This window comes from Paenibacillus sp. FSL R5-0490 (genome assembly GCF_001956215.1).
Classification (GTDB): Bacteria; Bacillota; Bacilli; order Bacillales; family Cytobacillaceae; genus Cytobacillus.
In genome coordinates this window covers 119,511-136,538 of record NZ_MRTQ01000005.1, presented here as the reverse complement: position 1 = coordinate 136,538, position 17,028 = coordinate 119,511, and the positions used below count along the sequence as shown (strand labels likewise).

Below are 17,028 nucleotides of genomic sequence, written 5' to 3'. Positions count from 1 at the left end.
ACTTCTAAGCAGAAACATCTCTTTTATTAAATACATAAAATGCAAGCACCTGGAAAAGCAGGAAGTAGATAAGAATAATCATGATCGAAAATCCAAGTGTCATTCCCTGAACCATTGGCACTCCTTCGAAATATTGAAGAAGATCTGTATTGGCAAAAAGGCTGTACTTTGCCCAATCATACTTCATGGCAATCAGCCTTGTGACTTGGCCTCCCATAAACATCAGAAACAGCGAAAGTCCGATTGCCAGAGAGCTATTCCTGAAAACTGCGGAAATCATAAAAGCCATGGTTGCAAGCATAAGCATGTTAATGGATTTAAGGCCATAATAAGCTATCAGATGAAGTCCCATGCTTTGCTCTTCCACAGTACCATTGTAATAATATAAATAAGGAATTGCTTTTTCAGGGAATCCAAAGAGTAGACCGCCCAGAAGTGCTGAATATCCGAATAGGACGGCCAGCAGCATCAGACCGAACAAAATCACGGTAATATACTTTGCTCCGAGGATTTTCACTCTTTTGATAGGCCTAATCAAAAGAAGTTTGATGGTTCCCCAGCTAAACTCACTTGCCACAATCCCTCCGGCAATGATGATGGTAAACAGGCCGGCAAATTCAATCAGCTGTGAGGTATCGGATACAAATCCCCAGACAGAGTATTCCTCATTCGGTGAAATATCATGCTGAATTCGGTATTCATTAAGGGCAATCTCCCTCTGATACTGTTCCTTCATATCTCTGGGAACCGTTTCTCCCATCTCTTCAAGCTGTTTTTGATAGCTTTCGTTTTGAGTCTGCAAACCCCTTTTCCATTCCGTATTATCCGGCACCGTTCCCCCGCTTTCCTGATATTTTATAAAGGCACCTGCAACAGTCGTCATGATTAAAAGCAGTCCAATCATGACATAAGTCCCCGGACGCCTAAAAATCTTCATCCATTCATTTTGAATCAGCCCGAGCATGTTCGGTACCTCCCTTGTACTCAGTAACTTCCAGGAAGCGATCTTCCAATGTTTTGGTTACTTCTCGGACAGAGAATATTTTAATATCTGCCCGGACAAACTCCTTTACCATCTCAGGTATGCCTTCACGGACGAGCGGAAGGAGCACGCTGTTTTCAGTGACCTGTATAGGCAATTCAGGGTATATATCCATTAACATTCTTTGCGCTTTGTCAGGGTCATCCACTTCCACTTCATAAACTTTTTCTTTACCCTGTACAAAATCACTGATGTGCTGAACATCAATCAATTTCCCGTTTTGAATAATGCCGATTCTGTCGCACATCATTTCCATTTCCGATAATAAATGGCTGGAAACAATAACAGCCATTTCTTTGTCTCTCGCAAGCATCCTCAGATGATCCCGAATCTCCCTGATGCCTGCCGGATCAAGCCCATTCGTAGGCTCATCCAGAACGAGGATTTTGGGATCATGCAAAAGACACTGCGCCAGACCAAGTCTCTGCCTCATTCCAAGCGAGTATGTCCTCACTTTATCATGAATACGATCAGTCAGGCCTACCAGCTCGACAGTCTCATCAATCTTCTCCTTCGTCACTCCTTTTGACATTCGTGCATAATGGATTAGATTTTGATAACCTGATAAAAACTTATACATTTCAGGATTTTCTACAATGGCTCCAATATGGGAAACTGCCTTTTCAAAATCTGCTTTAATGCTGCTGCCAAGAATTTTTATGTCACCGGAAGTAATGCCGATCAAACCCACCAGCATTCGAATAGTGGTGGTTTTACCAGCACCGTTTGGGCCAAGGAAACCGAATACCTCTCCTTTTTTCACGTCAAAGCTGACAGAATCAATTATTGTTTTTCCTTTTATCACTTTTGTCACTTCCTGTATTTCTACAAGAACATCCATGTTTTCATCCTCCTCCCAGCTAATAATGTTTTGTCCGTTTTGCAGACATCTTTTAAGGCCGGGATCAAAATTAGATTTGCTCCTTGTTATTTTACCTTTCGCCAGCTGAGAATGGAATATTTTCATCTATTAAGGTGACGATAAACCTAACAATCGTATTTTCGAGGTGATCAAAGAAATGAAGGAACGGAAAGACTTATGGAAGCCGGAAGAGGATCAATTACTCGAAGAGACAGTCCTTGAATATACATCAAATGGCGATTCAAAAGCATCAGCCTTTAAGAAGGCAAGTACGAAGCTCGGACGTACAGTTTCAGCCTGCCAATATCGCTGGAACATGGTGATAACCAAAAGGGAAGATCATGGATCCGAAGAAGACACAAGGAATTCTGCCGGCACCCAAACCCATGAAACTTATGGTGCTGTTCCGCCAGCCAATTTGTCTCAAGTCATACACTTCTTAAAAAACTACGCAAAGACACAGCCTAACCCAGAGCAAATGAAAGAAAATAAACGTCTGCACGAAGAACAAGTTCACTTAAAGCTTCAAAATGAGCAGTTAATTAAAAAGCTGAAGAAAAAAGAAGCGGATTATAAAAATTACCTTTTACAATATGAGGAAATGGCAAGCATCCTGAAAGAAGCAGACCAGCTGATGAAGCATGACAGCATAGAAGAGAAAAGAGCAGTTCATTAACTGCAGGAATTTCAGAACATTTAAATACGCAAAGACCGGCCTGCAGAAGGCCGGTCTCTATTCAGTCATTTACACGTGCAATTTTTATATCGCTTAAAAGTTCTCTAGTTACATAGCTGGCCATGATTAAACCTGCAACAGAAGGAACAAATGCGTTAGAAGATGGCGGCATTTTGGCCTTTCTGATTTCAGCATCATCTTTTCCAACTGTTTTTCGGACATCTTCACGGATAACGATCGGACTTTCATCGGAAAATACTACCGGAACGCCTTTTCTGATTCCTTCTTTTCTCAGGCGCGTGCGGATAACCTTAGCAATCGGGTCAGTATGAGTTTTAAAGATATCAGCAATCTGGAACCTGGTTGGATCCATCTTATTTGCAGCACCCATGCTTGAGATCATTGGAATTCCTCTATTCAAGCATTCTTTTATTAGATGAATTTTATAGGCAATTGTATCGGAAGCATCAACTACAAAGTCCAGACCATAATCAAAGAATTGCTCATAAGTTTCTTCCGTATAAAACATTTTCAAAGCAATAACTTCACAGTCAGGATTGATATCCTTGATTCTGTCTTTCATTAAATCCACCTTTGGTTTCCCGACAGTGGATAATAAAGCGATGACCTGTCTGTTCACATTTGTAATATCAACATCGTCTTTATCAACCAGTACAAGCCGGCCAACACCGGAACGCGCCAATGCTTCCGCTGCAAAGGAACCAACTCCTCCGATGCCCAGTACTGCAACGGTACTATTTTTCATTTTTTCGAGGCCTTCTTTGCCAATAGCCAATTCATTTCTGGAAAATTGGTGAAGCATATATATCAACTCCATCAGATGTTATTTAATAAGCATGTTTTATCTTATACCCGATAATGAATATATCATACTTGAATATTAAAGCAAGTAGTTCTATGGGATTAATGATATTAACATTTAAGCTTAAATCAAAACTTCTCTTCGATAGTGTTCACTGCGTTATCTTATTTAAACCCTACCTTATTATCAGCGACTATATTGAAGAGGACAAACAAAAAAACCCATGCCAGCTGGCATGGATTTTAATATCCGTATGTACTAAAGAGTCCCAATCGTGCCGTCGCTGTTGATGCCCTCGTTTTGAACCCGCACTCAGCAGGTGGGTGTCCTGTTTCCTGCGTTTGTAAGTCCTCATCCAGAGGCATTTACGCTGCTGAAAAACTCCGGACTCCCGAAGGAATAATGTTGGTCAAAATTTCAGGTTTTACAACGAACACATCAGGACTCTTTATTTATTGATATGATCATATCATACGATTTCGTCTTTTTCAAGCTGCTGAAATGGAGGTGATATGGACAAATATATCCATTTTATTCCTTTAGATAAGAAAGTTCCCCTAAAAGTCGGGAGTAACTTCCCGGTTTAACTTTCTGAAAAATGATTTTTTTCAGCTAATTAACCATTAAATAGGAAATTACTCACTTTTTTTCAAATTAAGTGCTAAATGCAAATCATTAAGCTGTGATTTGCTGACTTCCCCGGGAGCTTCTGTAAGCACACAGCTCGCACTTGCTGTTTTAGGGAATGCAATTGTATCCCTCAGGTTTGTTCTGCCGGCCAATAGCATTACGAGTCTGTCCAATCCCAGGGCAATACCGCCATGCGGAGGAGTGCCGTATTCAAATGCTTCAAGCAGGAATCCAAACTGTTCTACAGCTTCCTCTTTTGAGAATCCGAGCACACTGAACATTTTCTCCTGAACATCTCTTTCGAAAATACGCAATGAACCGCCGCCAAGCTCGTAGCCATTTAACACAAGGTCATATGCTTGTGCACGGACCCCAGCAGGATCCTTTTCAAGAAGATCTAAATCTTCTCTGGCAGGCATTGTAAATGGATGATGGGCTGCATAATAGCGTCCTTCTTCTTCATCGTACTCCAGAAGCGGCCAGTCTGTAACCCAAAGGAAATTAAATTTGCTTTGATCAATCAGCTCAAGCTCTTTTCCAAGCTTTAATCGCAGAGCGCCAAGTGCATCAGCTACAACATTCTTCTTATCAGCAACAAACAGGAGCAAGTCTCCTGATTCTACCGATAAAGCGGAATAGAATGATTTTTGCTCTTCCTCAGTCACAAACTTGGCAATCGGGCCTTTTAATCCGTCCTCTTCAGCTTTTAACCACGCAAGCCCTTTTGCACCATATACAGCTGCAAACTCTGTTAGAGCATCAATATCTTTTCGAGAATACTTTCCTGCGCCATTTTTCACATTAATGGCCTTAACCTGGCCCCCGGAAGCTACTGCTCCGGCAAACACCTTGAAGCTTGACTCTTTCACTATTTCCGACAGATCCGTTAATTCCATCGCAAAGCGTGTATCCGGCTTATCAGAACCAAAACGGTCCATTGCCTCCTGATAGGTCATGCGCGGGAATGGAAGCTGGACATCCAGGCCTTTTACTTCTTTCATGATCTTTTCCATCATGTTTTCCATCAGGCCGATGATTTCTTCCTGGCTCATAAAACTCATTTCGATGTCGACCTGAGTAAATTCAGGCTGGCGGTCTGCCCGGAGGTCTTCATCACGGAAGCAGCGTGCAATTTGGTAATAGCGTTCAAATCCGCCTACCATTAATAACTGCTTAAAGATTTGAGGCGATTGCGGAAGAGCATAGAATTCACCCGGATGCACACGGCTTGGAACTAAATAATCACGGGCTCCTTCCGGGGTGCTCTTCGTTAAGATCGGTGTTTCTACATCAAGAAACCCTTCGCTGTTAAGAAAATCTCTCATTGCTTTTGTTACTTGATGACGCATTTTAAAGGTATCAAACATAACTGGGCGTCTCAAATCCAGATAACGGTATTTTAAGCGGACATCTTCGGAAACATCCGTTTTATCATCAATGACAAAAGGAGGTGTTTTTGCTTCATTGATAATCGTCACTTTCTCTGCTTTAATCTCAATCCGCCCCGTTTTCAAGTTCTCATTGATGGTGCCTTCTTCGCGCGCAATTACTTCTCCCTCTATATCAAGTACAAATTCATTGCGGATTTTTTCAGCCGCTGCAAGAGCTTCCGGCGAAACTTCCGGATTAAATACAACCTGGACAATGCCAGTGCGGTCACGAAGATCCACAAAGATCAGGCCGCCCAGATCCCGGCGCTTTTGCACCCAGCCCTTTAAGCTTACTTTTTCTCCTATAGCTTTTTCCGTTACTTCCCCGCAAAAATACGTTCGCCCAAACATACTAATTCCTCCTGTAAACACAAGTTTATGATTGATAAAGTGCTGTGAATTTCTCTATAAACGAATCAAGTTCAACCTCTGTCTGCTCCCCTGATTCCATCGATTTCACATTAATTTTATTCGCTTTAAGTTCATCTTCGCCCAGGACAGCAACAAATTTCGCATTTGACCGGTCTGCCGCTTTGAACTGCGCTTTTATTTTTCTGTCAAGATAATCTCTTTCAGCAGAATATCCTGCCATCCGGAGTTTTTGAAGAAGGCCGACTGTATAATCCTTTGCTTCCTCTCCAAGGGATACAAGGTAGCAATCAATGCTCTTAGCAAGAGGCAGATCGACCTTTTCCGCTTCAAGAGCAGCAATGAATCGCTCAATACTTAAAGCAAACCCAATTCCCGGCGCTTCAGGACCGCCAATTTCCTCAGTGAGGCCATTGTATCGTCCACCGCCGCAAAGAGTAGTAATAGCTCCGAAACCTTCGGAATCACTCATAATTTCAAAGGCTGTATGATTGTAGTAATCCAGGCCGCGAACAAGATTTGGATCGACTGTAAAGTCAATATCCAGGTTCTTTAAGTACTTTTGAACCTTCTCGAAATAGGCTTTTGAATAATCGTTTAAATAATCTAAAATGGATGGAGCAGATTTCATAAGTTCATGTTCACGGTCTTGTTTACAGTCCAGGATGCGCATTGGATTTTTCTCAAGACGGTTCTGGCAATCCTGACAAAACTCACCGATCCGCGGCTTAAAGTGGTTGACCAGGGCTTCTCTGTGTGCAGTTCGGCTTTCTTTGTCTCCAAGGCTGTTCACAATCAACTTAAGCTTTTGCAGACCCATGCTTTTATAAAGTGACATTGCCAGTGCAATTACTTCTGCATCAATTGCCGGATCAGCACTGCCGATCGCTTCGACGCCGAATTGGACAAACTGGCGGAAACGTCCTGCCTGTGGCCGTTCATAACGGAACATAGGCCCCATATAATAAAGCTTTACAGGCTGGCTTGCATCGCCATGCATTTTATGCTCAACAAATGATCTTACAGTTGAAGCTGTTCCTTCAGGACGAAGGGTCAGACTGCGGCCGCCGCGGTCTTCAAATGTGTACATCTCTTTTTGAACAATATCCGTTGTATCTCCAACACTGCGAAGAAATAATTCTGTATGTTCGAATATTGGTGTTCTAATTTCACGATATTGAAACTTCTCACAAAGTTCCCTTGCCTTTTCTTCAATCAATTGCCATTTCTCAACTTCGCCCGGCAGGATGTCCTGTGTTCCCCTCGGTATTCGAATTGACATGAAAATTACCCCCTAATGCAAAATGATAAGTATGTAAAAAATTTTAGATTTGCAATCGCAAAAATAAAAAAACCCCCGCCTCCTTGTATATTAAATACAAGGGACGAGAGTCTGGTTTTTCCCGTGGTGCCACCCTAGTTGAAGCCTATAAATAGACTTCCTCTTTTACAGTTAACGCCTGTTAACGTTCAGCTCCTACTAAAGATGAATCCTTTTCAGAGAGAAACCTACGAAGTGTTCTTTCGTTAAATCATCATGTGAGAATGCTTTCAGCCGGGCGGCATTCTCTCTCTTTTCATGTGGGGTTTAACTACTCTTCTCCATCAATGGTTTATTATCGAAAAGCAGTAACGCCTTGGTCCGGCGCTGCAGCTAGACATTTAATTGTTTTGTCATTTTATTTATATTATAATACGGAGCATTTCCTTCAATGTCAAGACTAAAAACATGCTATGATCTTTCCAGCCTTTTTTTCAGTTTTCTTACATCCCTGAGAGATAGTCCAAACTCTGACGCGAGTTCAATCATGTTCGAGTTCTGTTCTTTTTGTATAAAATCATGAAAATCCACCCCAAACAGCTGATTTTCACCAGATTGTGCAGACATTCCTTTTTCTCCAAATCTCATTGTGCTCACCCTTTTTTATGTAGTCTGTTCTATTCTTGCCATTTTCAGTTGAAATGTTTCATAAGGGACAAATTAATTTCCCAGCTAAAAACGATGGCTTATATTCCGATATTAAAAGGGAAATTGCACAAGATGGAGAAGTATTTTAGGACCAAAGTTCTCTTGACTGCCGGCACCTTGTCTGTTTTTCTTTTAATAAGGATTTTAATTATGAAAGGAGGCGGCCTGTTGAAGAAAAGAAAGCCACTTATTCTCGTGATATGCCTTATGCTTTTTGCCGGCATAACACAGACGGAAACACAGGTTAAAGCTGAAAACAGTTCTGTAACAATCACCACCAGCAATCTTAATGTCCGTCAAGGGCCAGGTTTAAGTTACCCTATTCTGGGACAAGCCCAAAATGGAGATCAATTTAACATCCTTTCCCGTGAAGGAGAATGGATTAAAATTAATTTCCAGGGAAAAAATGGCTATATCGCAAGCTGGCTTGTTTCCAATTTGACTTCAAATCAGACAGGAGAAAAAACAGCAGGTGAAAATTCCCAGGCAGTTATCACAACAGATGGCCTTAGGGTGAGAAAAGGTCCTGGTACAAGTTACGGCGTTCTGGGGACTATCCAAAAAGGAACAGCCTATAAGATCAAGAGCACAGAAGGAAGCTGGGTTAAGATTCAAACTCCATATGGAGATGGATGGGTGGCAAGTGAATTTGTCAAATTCAGCAGCACACGAAAGAAAAGTTCATCCGGCAGCAGCCAAACCGGGACAATCACGGCAAACTCTCTAAATGTGAGAAACAAGGCTTCTCTTCAAAGTGACATCATCGGCAAACTTAATTCGGGTGAGACAGTTGCGGTTCTTTCTCAAAATAACAGCTGGACAGAAATCTCTTTCTCCGGAAATACAGGATGGATCAGCAGCCAATATATTACGGTTCCATCCTCACAATCAGAAAGCAAACCAAAACAGGCGCCATCCGGAAAAACCGGCACTGTAACAGCAACCTCTTTAACTGTAAGAAACAAAGCATCGTTAAATGGAAAACCAATTGGTTCAGTTGCCAAAGGCCAAGCTTTTACCATTCTTGAAGAAGCTGATAATTGGGTAAAGATTGAATTTCAGTCTGGTTCTTATGGATGGGCGGCAAGCTGGTTCATAGACATAACAGCCGAAAAGAATTCCGGCTCATCTCAGCAAAATGTAAGCGGAAGTACTGCAATTATCTTACATAACGGATCAAATATTAGAAAAAAAGCGAGTACCCAGTCAGCTGTCGTCCACAGGGCAAATAAAGGAGACAGATTTGAAATAAGGAGCCTGAATAATGATTGGTATGAAATTCGCCTGCCAAACGGCGGAAAGGGTTTTGTAGCAGGCTGGATCGTTTCAGTTGAAGGATCTGCACCTGCAGTAACAAAGCCGGGAGCAGAAAAGCACCTGAATAATAAAACTATTGTCATCGATCCCGGTCATGGAGGCCGTGATAATGGTACAACAGGAGCACGAGGGACACGTGAAAAGGACATTACTATCAGGACTGCTCAAGTGCTTGCCGAAAAATTAAGGGCTGCAGGTGCTAATGTCATTCTGACCAGGAGCGGGGATACCTATTTGCCGCTGCCTTCGAGAGTAGGCATTTCACATCATCATAATGCAGATGCTTTTATCAGCATTCATTATGACAGCACGCCGGACCGGACTGCTCGAGGAGCGACTACCTATTACTATCATCCTTTCCAAAAGGAAATCGCTGCCAATATCCACTCCAATGTAACAGCGATGACAAACCTGAGAGATCGGGGATATAGAGTCGGAGATTATCATGTAATCAGGGAGAACAAGCGCAATGCCGTTCTGATTGAACTTGGATATCTAAGCAATCCGGCAGAAGAAGCCCTGATTGCTTCTGCACAGTATCAGCAATCAGCAGCAGCAGGAATTTATCAGGGACTTGCCCGTTATTTTAAGAATTAGCAAAAAAGCCCCGGCACTCAAATTAAGATGCCAGGGCTTTTTGCGTTTTTTATTTGCTTTCTAAGATTAAGGTAACAGGTCCATCGTTGGTTAACTGAACATCCATCATGGCGCCGAATTCACCTGTTTCGACTTTCAGGCCTTTAGCTTCCAGAAACCGGTTGAAAGCATCATAGATTTTCACGGCATGCGCAGGCTTGGCCGCATCCATGAAATTGGGCCGTCTGCCCTTTCGGCAATCTCCATACAGTGTAAATTGTGAAACCGAAAGAATTTCACCTTTCTGATCGAGCAGTGATAGATTCATTTTGCCGGCATCATCTTCAAAGACGCGAAGATTGGCAATCTTATCAGCCAGAAAAGCTGCGTCCTCTTCTTTATCTTCGTGGGTGACTCCAACGAGCAAAACAAACCCCTTTTTGATGCTTCCAACGGTTTCTCCGTCCACCGTTACGCTGGCTTCTTTGCTTCGCTGCACTACAACACGCATTCTATCTGCTCCCTTTAGTTCATAATCCTTCTTACCGCGTAAATATCAGGGATTTGCTTTATCCGCTCTACAACCCTTTGCAGGTGGCTTACATTGTGTATAGCAATGGACATATTGATCGTTGCTGATTTGTTTCGGTCTGAACGGCCTGATACGGCTGAAATGTTGGTTTTCGTTTCATTAACAGCCTGAAGAACCTCGTTCAATAAACCTCTGCGGTCATAACCGGTAATTTCTATTTCAACATTATATTCTTTCCGGTCATTTAATGCTGTTTCCCACTCTACCGGGATGAGTCTTTGTTTTGCATCATCCGTTTCGATATTAGGGCAATCATCACGGTGTACAGAGACACCTCTGCCCTTTGTAATAAACCCGACGATTTCATCTCCAGGGACAGGATTACAGCAGCGGGAAAGGCGAATGAGCAGGTTATCAATGCCGGAAACCCGGACACCGGATTCGCGCTTTTTAGCTGAAGTAAATGTCTTTAGTTCCGAAACAGCATTTGTAATATCGGAGGTTTGTTCAAGGTCGCGCTTCTTGCGCCATTTTTCTGTAAGCCTGTTGGCAACCTGAAGGGCTGTTACACCATTATAGCCAACAGCAGCATACATATCTTCCTCAGTAGCAAAGTTGAATTTCTCTGCAATCCTTTTGACATTATCAGGTGTCAGGATTTCCTTCAGCTCGAAATCCATATTGCGGATTTCCCGCTCAACAAGATCTTTCCCTTTTTCCACATTTTCTTCTTTTCTTTGCTTTTTGAAGAACGTCCGAATTCTATTTTTTGCCTGTGAAGTCTGAGCCAGCTTCAGCCAGTCCTTACTTGGCCCATAGGAATGCTTGGATGTCAGAATTTCAATGATATCTCCGGTTTTCAGCTTATAATCCAGGGTTACCATTTTTCCATTCACTTTGGCGCCGATTGTCTTGTTTCCTATTTCAGAATGTATCCGGTAAGCAAAATCAATTGGGACTGATCCGGAAGGAAGCTCGATGACGTCCCCTTTAGGAGTAAAAACAAACACCATATCGGAAAACAAATCAATTTTCAATGATTCCATGAATTCTTCAGCATTGGCTGCATCATCCTGGAATTCCAGGATTTCACGGAACCATGTCAGCTTCTCCTCGAAAGAAGAGCCTTCATTCACTCTTTTTCCTTCTTTATAAGCCCAATGTGCAGCAATACCAAACTCGGCAATTCTGTGCATATCCATAGTCCGGATCTGGACTTCCAAAGGGTCGCCCTTTGGTCCGATAACCGTAGTATGAAGCGACTGGTACATATTTTGTTTAGGCATGGCAATATAATCTTTGAAACGGCCGGGCATTGGCTTCCAGCAAGTATGAATAATCCCGAGAACCGCATAGCAATCCTTAATGCTGTTCACAACAATGCGTACAGCCAGCAAATCATATATCTCATTGAATTGCTTATTTTGAAGGGCCATTTTACGGTAGATGCTGTAAATATGCTTAGGGCGTCCCGAGATTTCTGATTTAATTGAGACCTCTGACATTCTGCTCCTCATAACATTGATTACATCATCTAAATACTCTTCCCGCTCCGCCCTTTTTTTCTTCATCAGGTTTACAATCCGGTAATACTGCTGCGGATTTAGGTACCTCAAGGCTGTATCTTCAAGCTCCCACTTAATCTTGGAGATTCCAAGCCTATGGGCAAGAGGAGCAAAAATTTCAAGTGTTTCATTTGAAATGCGGCGCTGCTTTTCAGCCGGCAGATGCTTAAGTGTCCGCATATTATGAAGGCGGTCAGCAAGCTTTATCAAGATTACACGGATGTCCTGGGCCATAGCCACAAACATTTTCCGGTGGTTTTCAGCCTGTTGCTCTTCCTGAGATTTATATTTAATTTTCCCCAGCTTCGTTACACCATCGACAAGCATGGCCACTTCTGAATTGAAGGCTTCTTCGATATTCTCCAATGAGACTTCGGTGTCTTCAACCACATCGTGAAGAAAGCCGGCTGCAACCGTAGATGGATCCATCTCCAGATCAGCAAGGATGCCTGCTACCTGGATCGGATGGATGATGTATGGTTCACCGGATTTTCTATATTGTTCACGGTGGGCATGCTTGGCAAACTCGTATGCCTTTTTAACAAGCTCTGCATGCTCATCGTTTAAATATTCCTTTGCCCTGTTGATGACTTGCTCGGCGGTCAGAACTTGATCGTTCGCCATGGAATCACCTTTATCTCCCTGAATTTTATGCAGTTGCATAATGAATAATTTTTAAATTGATCATTAATAACAAGTTATTAAAAAAATTAATATTGCTACTATTATCGAAAAAAAAAGTGAAGATGTAAAGGGATAGACTGTTATTTTTATGGGAATAACAAAAATTTTGTCGTTTTTTGTCCTAATTCCTTTATTGTTTTTCCATAAATGGATTTGGAAACCCTTTAAATACTATTTTTAAATCAATTAAAAAGAGCACCATTTCGACTGGCGCTCTCTTTGTATAAGGAAATTAATATTGCATTAATGTCAGAATGTCGTAATCGTCGAGCTTTTTACGCCCGTCAAGGTATGTTAACTCGATAAGGAATGCAATTCCAGCCACCACTCCGCCAAGTTCTTCAACCAGCTGGATAGTTGCATCGATTGTTCCGCCTGTTGCAAGGAGGTCATCAGTAATCAGGACTCTTTGCCCCGGTTTGATGGCATCCCTATGAATGGTTAAAACATCTTTGCCATATTCAAGGCCATAATTAACCTTGACTGTTTCACGTGGAAGTTTACCTTCCTTTCGGACTGGGGCAAAGCCTACACCTAAAGAATAAGCCACAGGGCAGCCGATGATGAATCCGCGGGCTTCAGGGCCGACAACCAGGTCAATCTTCTTTTCGCGGGCATATTCAACAATTTGGTCAGTAGCATATTTATATGCTTCACCATTGTCCATAAGAGTTGTAATATCTTTAAATTTAATGCCTGGCTTCGGCCAATCTTCTACAATTGTTATATACTGTTTTAAGTCCATTATTTTTCCTTTGCCTCCTCAAGTTTTACAGCCCCTTGCATAACTTCATCAAACCAGTCTTTGAGCTGCTGAAAGGATGAATAGAGCAAATCGCTCTCAAGAGTGTATTGTGCCTGTTTAAGCTGATAAGTTCGTGAATCAGCTAAATCACGTTTAGTGGATGTATTGTTTAACGAAATGACACCATTTATTATTTTAACAAATTCCAATTCAAAAAACACTTGAGACATAAAATCTACTGTCTCTCTGCTCCACCCTTTATGCTTCGCTATATCATTCCCGTGACGCCTGATATCAATAGAACCTTTTTTAGCAATCAGGGCAAAGTACCATTTAAAATGGTCTCTTGTTGGTAATGTGCTGAAAAAGTCACTGTCTTCTTTATAGAAATGAGCATATATTCTGGCAGGTTTTTTCCCTGAGAAAACATGTGCAAGAATTTCCTTTGAAGGCGGCAAATCAGCCAGAACAACATTTGAGCCTTCTATTTTTATGGCTTCTGCGTCTTCTGCAGATGTTATTTTCACCATGTTTTCCCCTGCAAATGTTTTATATTTTGAAATATGTTCCTCATTAAAAAATAACCAGGTTGTGTTTGCCTCAGGAATGACACTTTGGAGCCTTTCAAGCCGTTTTAAACTCCGGATATCAAAGAGCTGCCAGGAGTTTACTGCCATATCCTGCAGGAAAATTTGCGGTTTTTTAATATTATTCCATTCATTAATGGATAATTCACCAATAACGGACAGCTTGGAGTATGGTGAAATATGCTCATGCAAATGCCCAAGCCCAAAACCGATGCCATCAAGTGAAGATCCATCACTCTCGATTGTGACTTTAATATGGTTCTGTTCAGATCCGATCTTTCTCATAGCTGCAATATTAGCATCTTTTATCATTACTTTCGGTTTCGCATTCCCCATCCCGAATGGAGCAAGCAGCTGCATCTCTGCAATAGAAGAAAGATTGATATCTTTTAAATGGAAAACCCCATCAATAGAGGTTACAGGAATAAAATCTTCCTCACTCAGCTGTTCATTTACAAGAGTATTCAGTCTGCTTCTCAGATCATCAACCGAATCAATGGATAAAGTCATACCCGCTGCCATGGGGTGCCCTCCAAAGTGAGGCAGGATATCCCGGCATTCAGAAAGATTCTTGAACAGATCAAAACCTTCTATACTTCTTGCTGAGCCCTTCGCGAGCCCTTTTTCACTGTCATAACTAAGGACAATGGCCGGGCGGTAAAACTTTTCGACAAGCTTCGAAGCTACTATTCCGATTACCCCGGCGTTCCAGCCTTCTTTCCCGACAACAATAACTGAATTCTCACTGATTGGGAAATTTGTTTCAACCTCTTGAACCGCTTGCTCTGCAATGTCATTGACAATAGATTGCCTCTCTTTATTCAGCATTTCAATTTCTTCGGCAATGGCTTGTGCTTCATAAGGATCATTTGTCAGAAGCAAATCCACAGCAGGATCCGCGCTTTCAAGCCTGCCTGCTGCATTGAGGCGAGGGCCGATTGTAAAGCCGATCGTTTCCTCACTAATGGATGGAAGCTCGATTCGTGAGGCTTTAAACAAAGCATTCAAGCCTGTATTTTTAGTTGATTTCAGCTTTTGAATCCCGCGCTTGGCAATAAGTCTGTTTTCTCCTGTTAAAGAAACAAGATCAGCAATTGTTCCGATTGCAGCTATTTCCAAAAGGTGTTCAGGCATTTCACCATAAAGCGCATGTGCAAGCTTAAATGCTACTCCAACACCGGCAAGTTCCCGGAATGGGTATCTGCTCTCCGGATGCTTAGGATGCACAATGGCCAATGCTTCAGGAAGCTCAGGGCCGGGCTCATGGTGATCTGTAATGATCAAATCTAATCCAAGCTCTTTTGCAGCTTTTGCTTCATTTACAGCAGAGATTCCAGTATCTACAGTAATAATTAAACGGATGCCAATTTCGGCTGCATGTTCAAATGCCGGAATATTTGGCCCATAGCCTTCCGTAAAACGATTCGGTATGTAGAATTGGACATCAGCACCGAGATCTCTAAGCGCCATCATCATGACAGAAGTGCTGGTCACACCATCCGCATCATAATCACCAAAAATTAAAATAGGTTCCTGTTTTTCAATAGCTTCTTTTATTCTGGAAACAGCAATTGCCATATCTGTCATTAAAAAAGGATCATGAAATTCCTGCTCATTATCCATCAGAAAATACCGTGCTGAATCAACGGTATCCATTCCGCGATTAATTAACAGCGATGCTGCAAGAGGAGAAATATTCAGTTCCTTTGAAAGCCGCTGTACTTTATCCTCCTCTGTTTGCCGAACAATCCATCGCGTTCTTGAATGTAACATACGTTCACCCCTCAGCTTATTAATTATACAAGAGGGGAAGGTGCGTTTCAATAAGTTAAAATCGGGTTAATCCATACAATTCTGGAAAGAAAAGCAGATGCTGCAGGTCACTTCTTGAGACCAAAAGAAAAAACTTGAGCAAAAGCTCAAGCCTGTTCATTCAATGTATATCCCTATCCAGCTCTTTTTCAAGTTCTTCCTTATCAGCATTATCTTTTACAGAATTTCCTGCTTGAAGCTTTTCATTTTCCCTTTTTAGTAATTTCACTTGCCTTTGAAGTGAGTAAATGCGGACAATGCCGACAGAACCTACAATTAGCCCACCCATAAGAACAGATCCTAAAATCACTAGAATCAGCGGCCACTGACTTTCCCCAAACACATAGTTAACCGTTACATTATCGACATTGATCACTGCAAATACAGCCACGATCAGCGCAAATAAAAAACCAAATAATAAAGTCCATTGAAATTTCATGCTATCCTCTCCCTGATATATTCTCTAATTTATATGTTCTTTGCTGTAAGGATTAATGTGCACAAAGACATTTTGCACATTTTCCAATTGGAGCAGCTTGCGTTTTACTTCTTTGCCGACCCGGTGGCCATCCTCAACAGTCATATTCGGATCCACCGACACTTTAATATCAACAATTACATAGTGTCCGTGTTCCCTGGCATGCAATTCATCGATCCTTTTAACATGATCGACAGATTCAGCCGTTTTACGCATTTCAAGAGTATCTTCTTCATGAAGCACATGATCAAGTGTGCTGTGAATGGATTCTTTCCCAAGCCGCCAAGCCATTTGGAGAATCATGAGGGACACAATGAGGCCAGCAACAGGATCTGCATACTCAAGCCATTCGATCCCCATTCTTCCGCCAATAATCGCACAGCCAATACCTATTAAAGCTGCAATTGATGAATAAACATCTGAACGGTGTTCATAAGCATTTACAATTAATGCATTACTGTTTAGTTTCTTTCCCAAATTATACTTGTACCGAAACATAGCTTCTTTCACAATGATGGAAACCACTACTGCAGCTATTGCAATGGCTTTTGGAGGTTCAATTGGTGAAAAGAATGATTCAAATGATGATTTGCCGATTTCAATTCCCACCAGGAACAGCAGGACGGCAACAATTATGGCCGCTATTAATTCAGCTTTGCCATGACCGTATGGATGATCTTCATCCGGCGGCTGTTTCGCAGCCCTCAGACCCAAATAAACAGCAAAGGATCCGGCAACATCTGAAGCTGAATGGACCGCATCCGCCACCAGCGCTTTACTTCCTGAATAAACGCCAATTCCCCATTTAAGGGCGGCAAGAATAATATTGCCCACGATGCCAATTATAGCTGCAAACTCAGCTTTCTTAAAACGATCGTTATTTTCCAAAGCGATACTTCCTTCCTCCCTGATCTTGCTATTAGTTTATCCT

14 protein-coding genes, 1 other RNA gene and 1 other annotated feature are annotated in these 17,028 nt (G+C 41.9%); of the genes, 2 read left to right on the top strand and 13 right to left on the bottom strand.

Annotated features, from left to right (window positions below; genetic code table 11):
- Nucleotides 1-4: 4 nt before the first annotated feature.
- Complete coding sequence (locus BK139_RS05690; RefSeq protein WP_076257398.1) at nt 5-964, bottom strand: ABC transporter permease; 960 nt, start codon at nt 962-964, stop codon at nt 5-7.
- On the bottom strand, nt 942-1,883 hold the full coding sequence (locus tag BK139_RS05685; protein WP_076257397.1) for an ABC transporter ATP-binding protein: 942 nt from the start codon (nt 1,881-1,883) through the stop codon (nt 942-944). Before BK139_RS05685 ends, BK139_RS05690 begins: the two co-directional genes overlap by 23 nt.
- Nucleotides 1,884-2,061: 178 nt before the next feature.
- Between BK139_RS05685 and BK139_RS05680 the strand changes: the two genes are divergently transcribed.
- Nucleotides 2,062-2,580: a hypothetical protein gene (locus tag BK139_RS05680; RefSeq protein ID WP_076257396.1), complete on the top strand. Its 519-nt coding sequence runs from the start codon at nt 2,062-2,064 to the stop codon at nt 2,578-2,580.
- Nucleotides 2,581-2,641: 61 nt separating this feature from the next.
- Here BK139_RS05680 and BK139_RS05675 read toward each other — a convergent pair whose 3' ends face one another.
- From BK139_RS05675 to BK139_RS23845, 5 genes are all read right to left on the bottom strand, one after another.
- Nucleotides 2,642-3,403, bottom strand: coding sequence for a tRNA threonylcarbamoyladenosine dehydratase (locus tag BK139_RS05675; RefSeq protein WP_076257395.1), 762 nt, complete (start codon nt 3,401-3,403; stop codon nt 2,642-2,644).
- Between the two features lie 261 nt (nt 3,404-3,664).
- Nucleotides 3,665-3,851: non-coding RNA, 6S RNA (ssrS, locus tag BK139_RS05670), on the bottom strand.
- A 187-nt stretch (nt 3,852-4,038) separates the two neighbouring features.
- On the bottom strand, nt 4,039-5,814 hold the full coding sequence (gene aspS / locus BK139_RS05665; protein ID WP_076257394.1) for an aspartate--tRNA ligase: 1,776 nt from the start codon (nt 5,812-5,814) through the stop codon (nt 4,039-4,041).
- A gap of 25 nt (nt 5,815-5,839) precedes the next feature.
- On the bottom strand, nt 5,840-7,114 hold the full coding sequence (gene hisS / locus BK139_RS05660; protein ID WP_076257393.1) for a histidine--tRNA ligase: 1,275 nt from the start codon (nt 7,112-7,114) through the stop codon (nt 5,840-5,842).
- A gap of 96 nt (nt 7,115-7,210) precedes the next feature.
- Nucleotides 7,211-7,450, bottom strand: a binding site (T-box leader).
- Nucleotides 7,451-7,564: 114 nt separating this feature from the next.
- Nucleotides 7,565-7,741, bottom strand: a complete 177-nt coding sequence (locus BK139_RS23845; protein WP_048010351.1) for a hypothetical protein — start codon at nt 7,739-7,741, stop codon at nt 7,565-7,567.
- Between the two features lie 228 nt (nt 7,742-7,969).
- On the opposite strand from BK139_RS23845, the gene BK139_RS05655 reads away from it, so the two are divergent.
- A complete protein-coding gene (locus BK139_RS05655; protein ID WP_286148008.1) occupies nt 7,970-9,715 on the top strand; it encodes an N-acetylmuramoyl-L-alanine amidase family protein in 1,746 nt (581 codons plus the stop codon).
- Between the two features lie 49 nt (nt 9,716-9,764).
- On the opposite strand, the gene dtd is transcribed toward BK139_RS05655, so the two are convergent.
- From dtd to BK139_RS05625, 6 genes are all read right to left on the bottom strand, one after another.
- Nucleotides 9,765-10,205 carry a D-aminoacyl-tRNA deacylase gene (dtd, locus tag BK139_RS05650; RefSeq protein WP_076257392.1) on the bottom strand — a complete coding sequence of 147 codons (441 nt, stop codon included), beginning with the start codon at nt 10,203-10,205 and terminating at the stop codon, nt 9,765-9,767.
- A gap of 14 nt (nt 10,206-10,219) precedes the next feature.
- Complete coding sequence (locus tag BK139_RS05645; RefSeq protein WP_076257391.1) at nt 10,220-12,415, bottom strand: RelA/SpoT family protein; 2,196 nt, start codon at nt 12,413-12,415, stop codon at nt 10,220-10,222.
- Nucleotides 12,416-12,707: 292 nt separating this feature from the next.
- Entirely contained in the window at nt 12,708-13,220 is a 513-nt protein-coding gene (locus BK139_RS05640; protein WP_076257390.1) for an adenine phosphoribosyltransferase, read from the bottom strand.
- The gene (gene recJ / locus BK139_RS05635; RefSeq protein WP_076257389.1) at nt 13,220-15,580 is read right to left on the bottom strand and encodes a single-stranded-DNA-specific exonuclease RecJ; all 2,361 of its coding nucleotides are present in this window, start codon (nt 15,578-15,580) and stop codon (nt 13,220-13,222) included. Before recJ ends, BK139_RS05640 begins: the two co-directional genes overlap by 1 nt.
- A gap of 160 nt (nt 15,581-15,740) precedes the next feature.
- Complete coding sequence (locus tag BK139_RS05630; RefSeq protein WP_076257388.1) at nt 15,741-16,058, bottom strand: LapA family protein; 318 nt, start codon at nt 16,056-16,058, stop codon at nt 15,741-15,743.
- A gap of 24 nt (nt 16,059-16,082) precedes the next feature.
- Nucleotides 16,083-16,985 (bottom strand): cation diffusion facilitator family transporter, encoded by a 903-nt coding sequence (locus tag BK139_RS05625; RefSeq protein ID WP_076257387.1) that lies wholly within the window; start codon nt 16,983-16,985, stop codon nt 16,083-16,085.
- Nucleotides 16,986-17,028 lie beyond the last annotated feature (43 nt).

What these genes read in the sequence shown, in the direction of transcription:
- BK139_RS05690 (WP_076257398.1), bottom strand. Translation starts at nt 964, where the DNA reads ATGCTCGGGCTGATTCAAAATGAATGGATGAAGATTTTTAGGCGTCCG.
- BK139_RS05685 (WP_076257397.1), bottom strand. Translation starts at nt 1,883, where the DNA reads ATGGATGTTCTTGTAGAAATACAGGAAGTGACAAAAGTGATAAAAGGA.
- BK139_RS05680 (WP_076257396.1), top strand. Translation starts at nt 2,062, where the DNA reads ATGAAGGAACGGAAAGACTTATGGAAGCCGGAAGAGGATCAATTACTC.
- BK139_RS05675 (WP_076257395.1), bottom strand. Translation starts at nt 3,403, where the DNA reads ATGCTTCACCAATTTTCCAGAAATGAATTGGCTATTGGCAAAGAAGGC.
- aspS (WP_076257394.1), bottom strand. Translation starts at nt 5,814, where the DNA reads ATGTTTGGGCGAACGTATTTTTGCGGGGAAGTAACGGAAAAAGCTATA.
- hisS (WP_076257393.1), bottom strand. Translation starts at nt 7,114, where the DNA reads ATGTCAATTCGAATACCGAGGGGAACACAGGACATCCTGCCGGGCGAA.
- BK139_RS23845 (WP_048010351.1), bottom strand. Translation starts at nt 7,741, where the DNA reads ATGAGATTTGGAGAAAAAGGAATGTCTGCACAATCTGGTGAAAATCAG.
- dtd (WP_076257392.1), bottom strand. Translation starts at nt 10,205, where the DNA reads ATGCGTGTTGTAGTGCAGCGAAGCAAAGAAGCCAGCGTAACGGTGGAC.
- BK139_RS05645 (WP_076257391.1), bottom strand. Translation starts at nt 12,415, where the DNA reads ATGGCGAACGATCAAGTTCTGACCGCCGAGCAAGTCATCAACAGGGCA.
- BK139_RS05640 (WP_076257390.1), bottom strand. Translation starts at nt 13,220, where the DNA reads ATGGACTTAAAACAGTATATAACAATTGTAGAAGATTGGCCGAAGCCA.
- recJ (WP_076257389.1), bottom strand. Translation starts at nt 15,580, where the DNA reads ATGTTACATTCAAGAACGCGATGGATTGTTCGGCAAACAGAGGAGGAT.
- BK139_RS05630 (WP_076257388.1), bottom strand. Translation starts at nt 16,058, where the DNA reads ATGAAATTTCAATGGACTTTATTATTTGGTTTTTTATTTGCGCTGATC.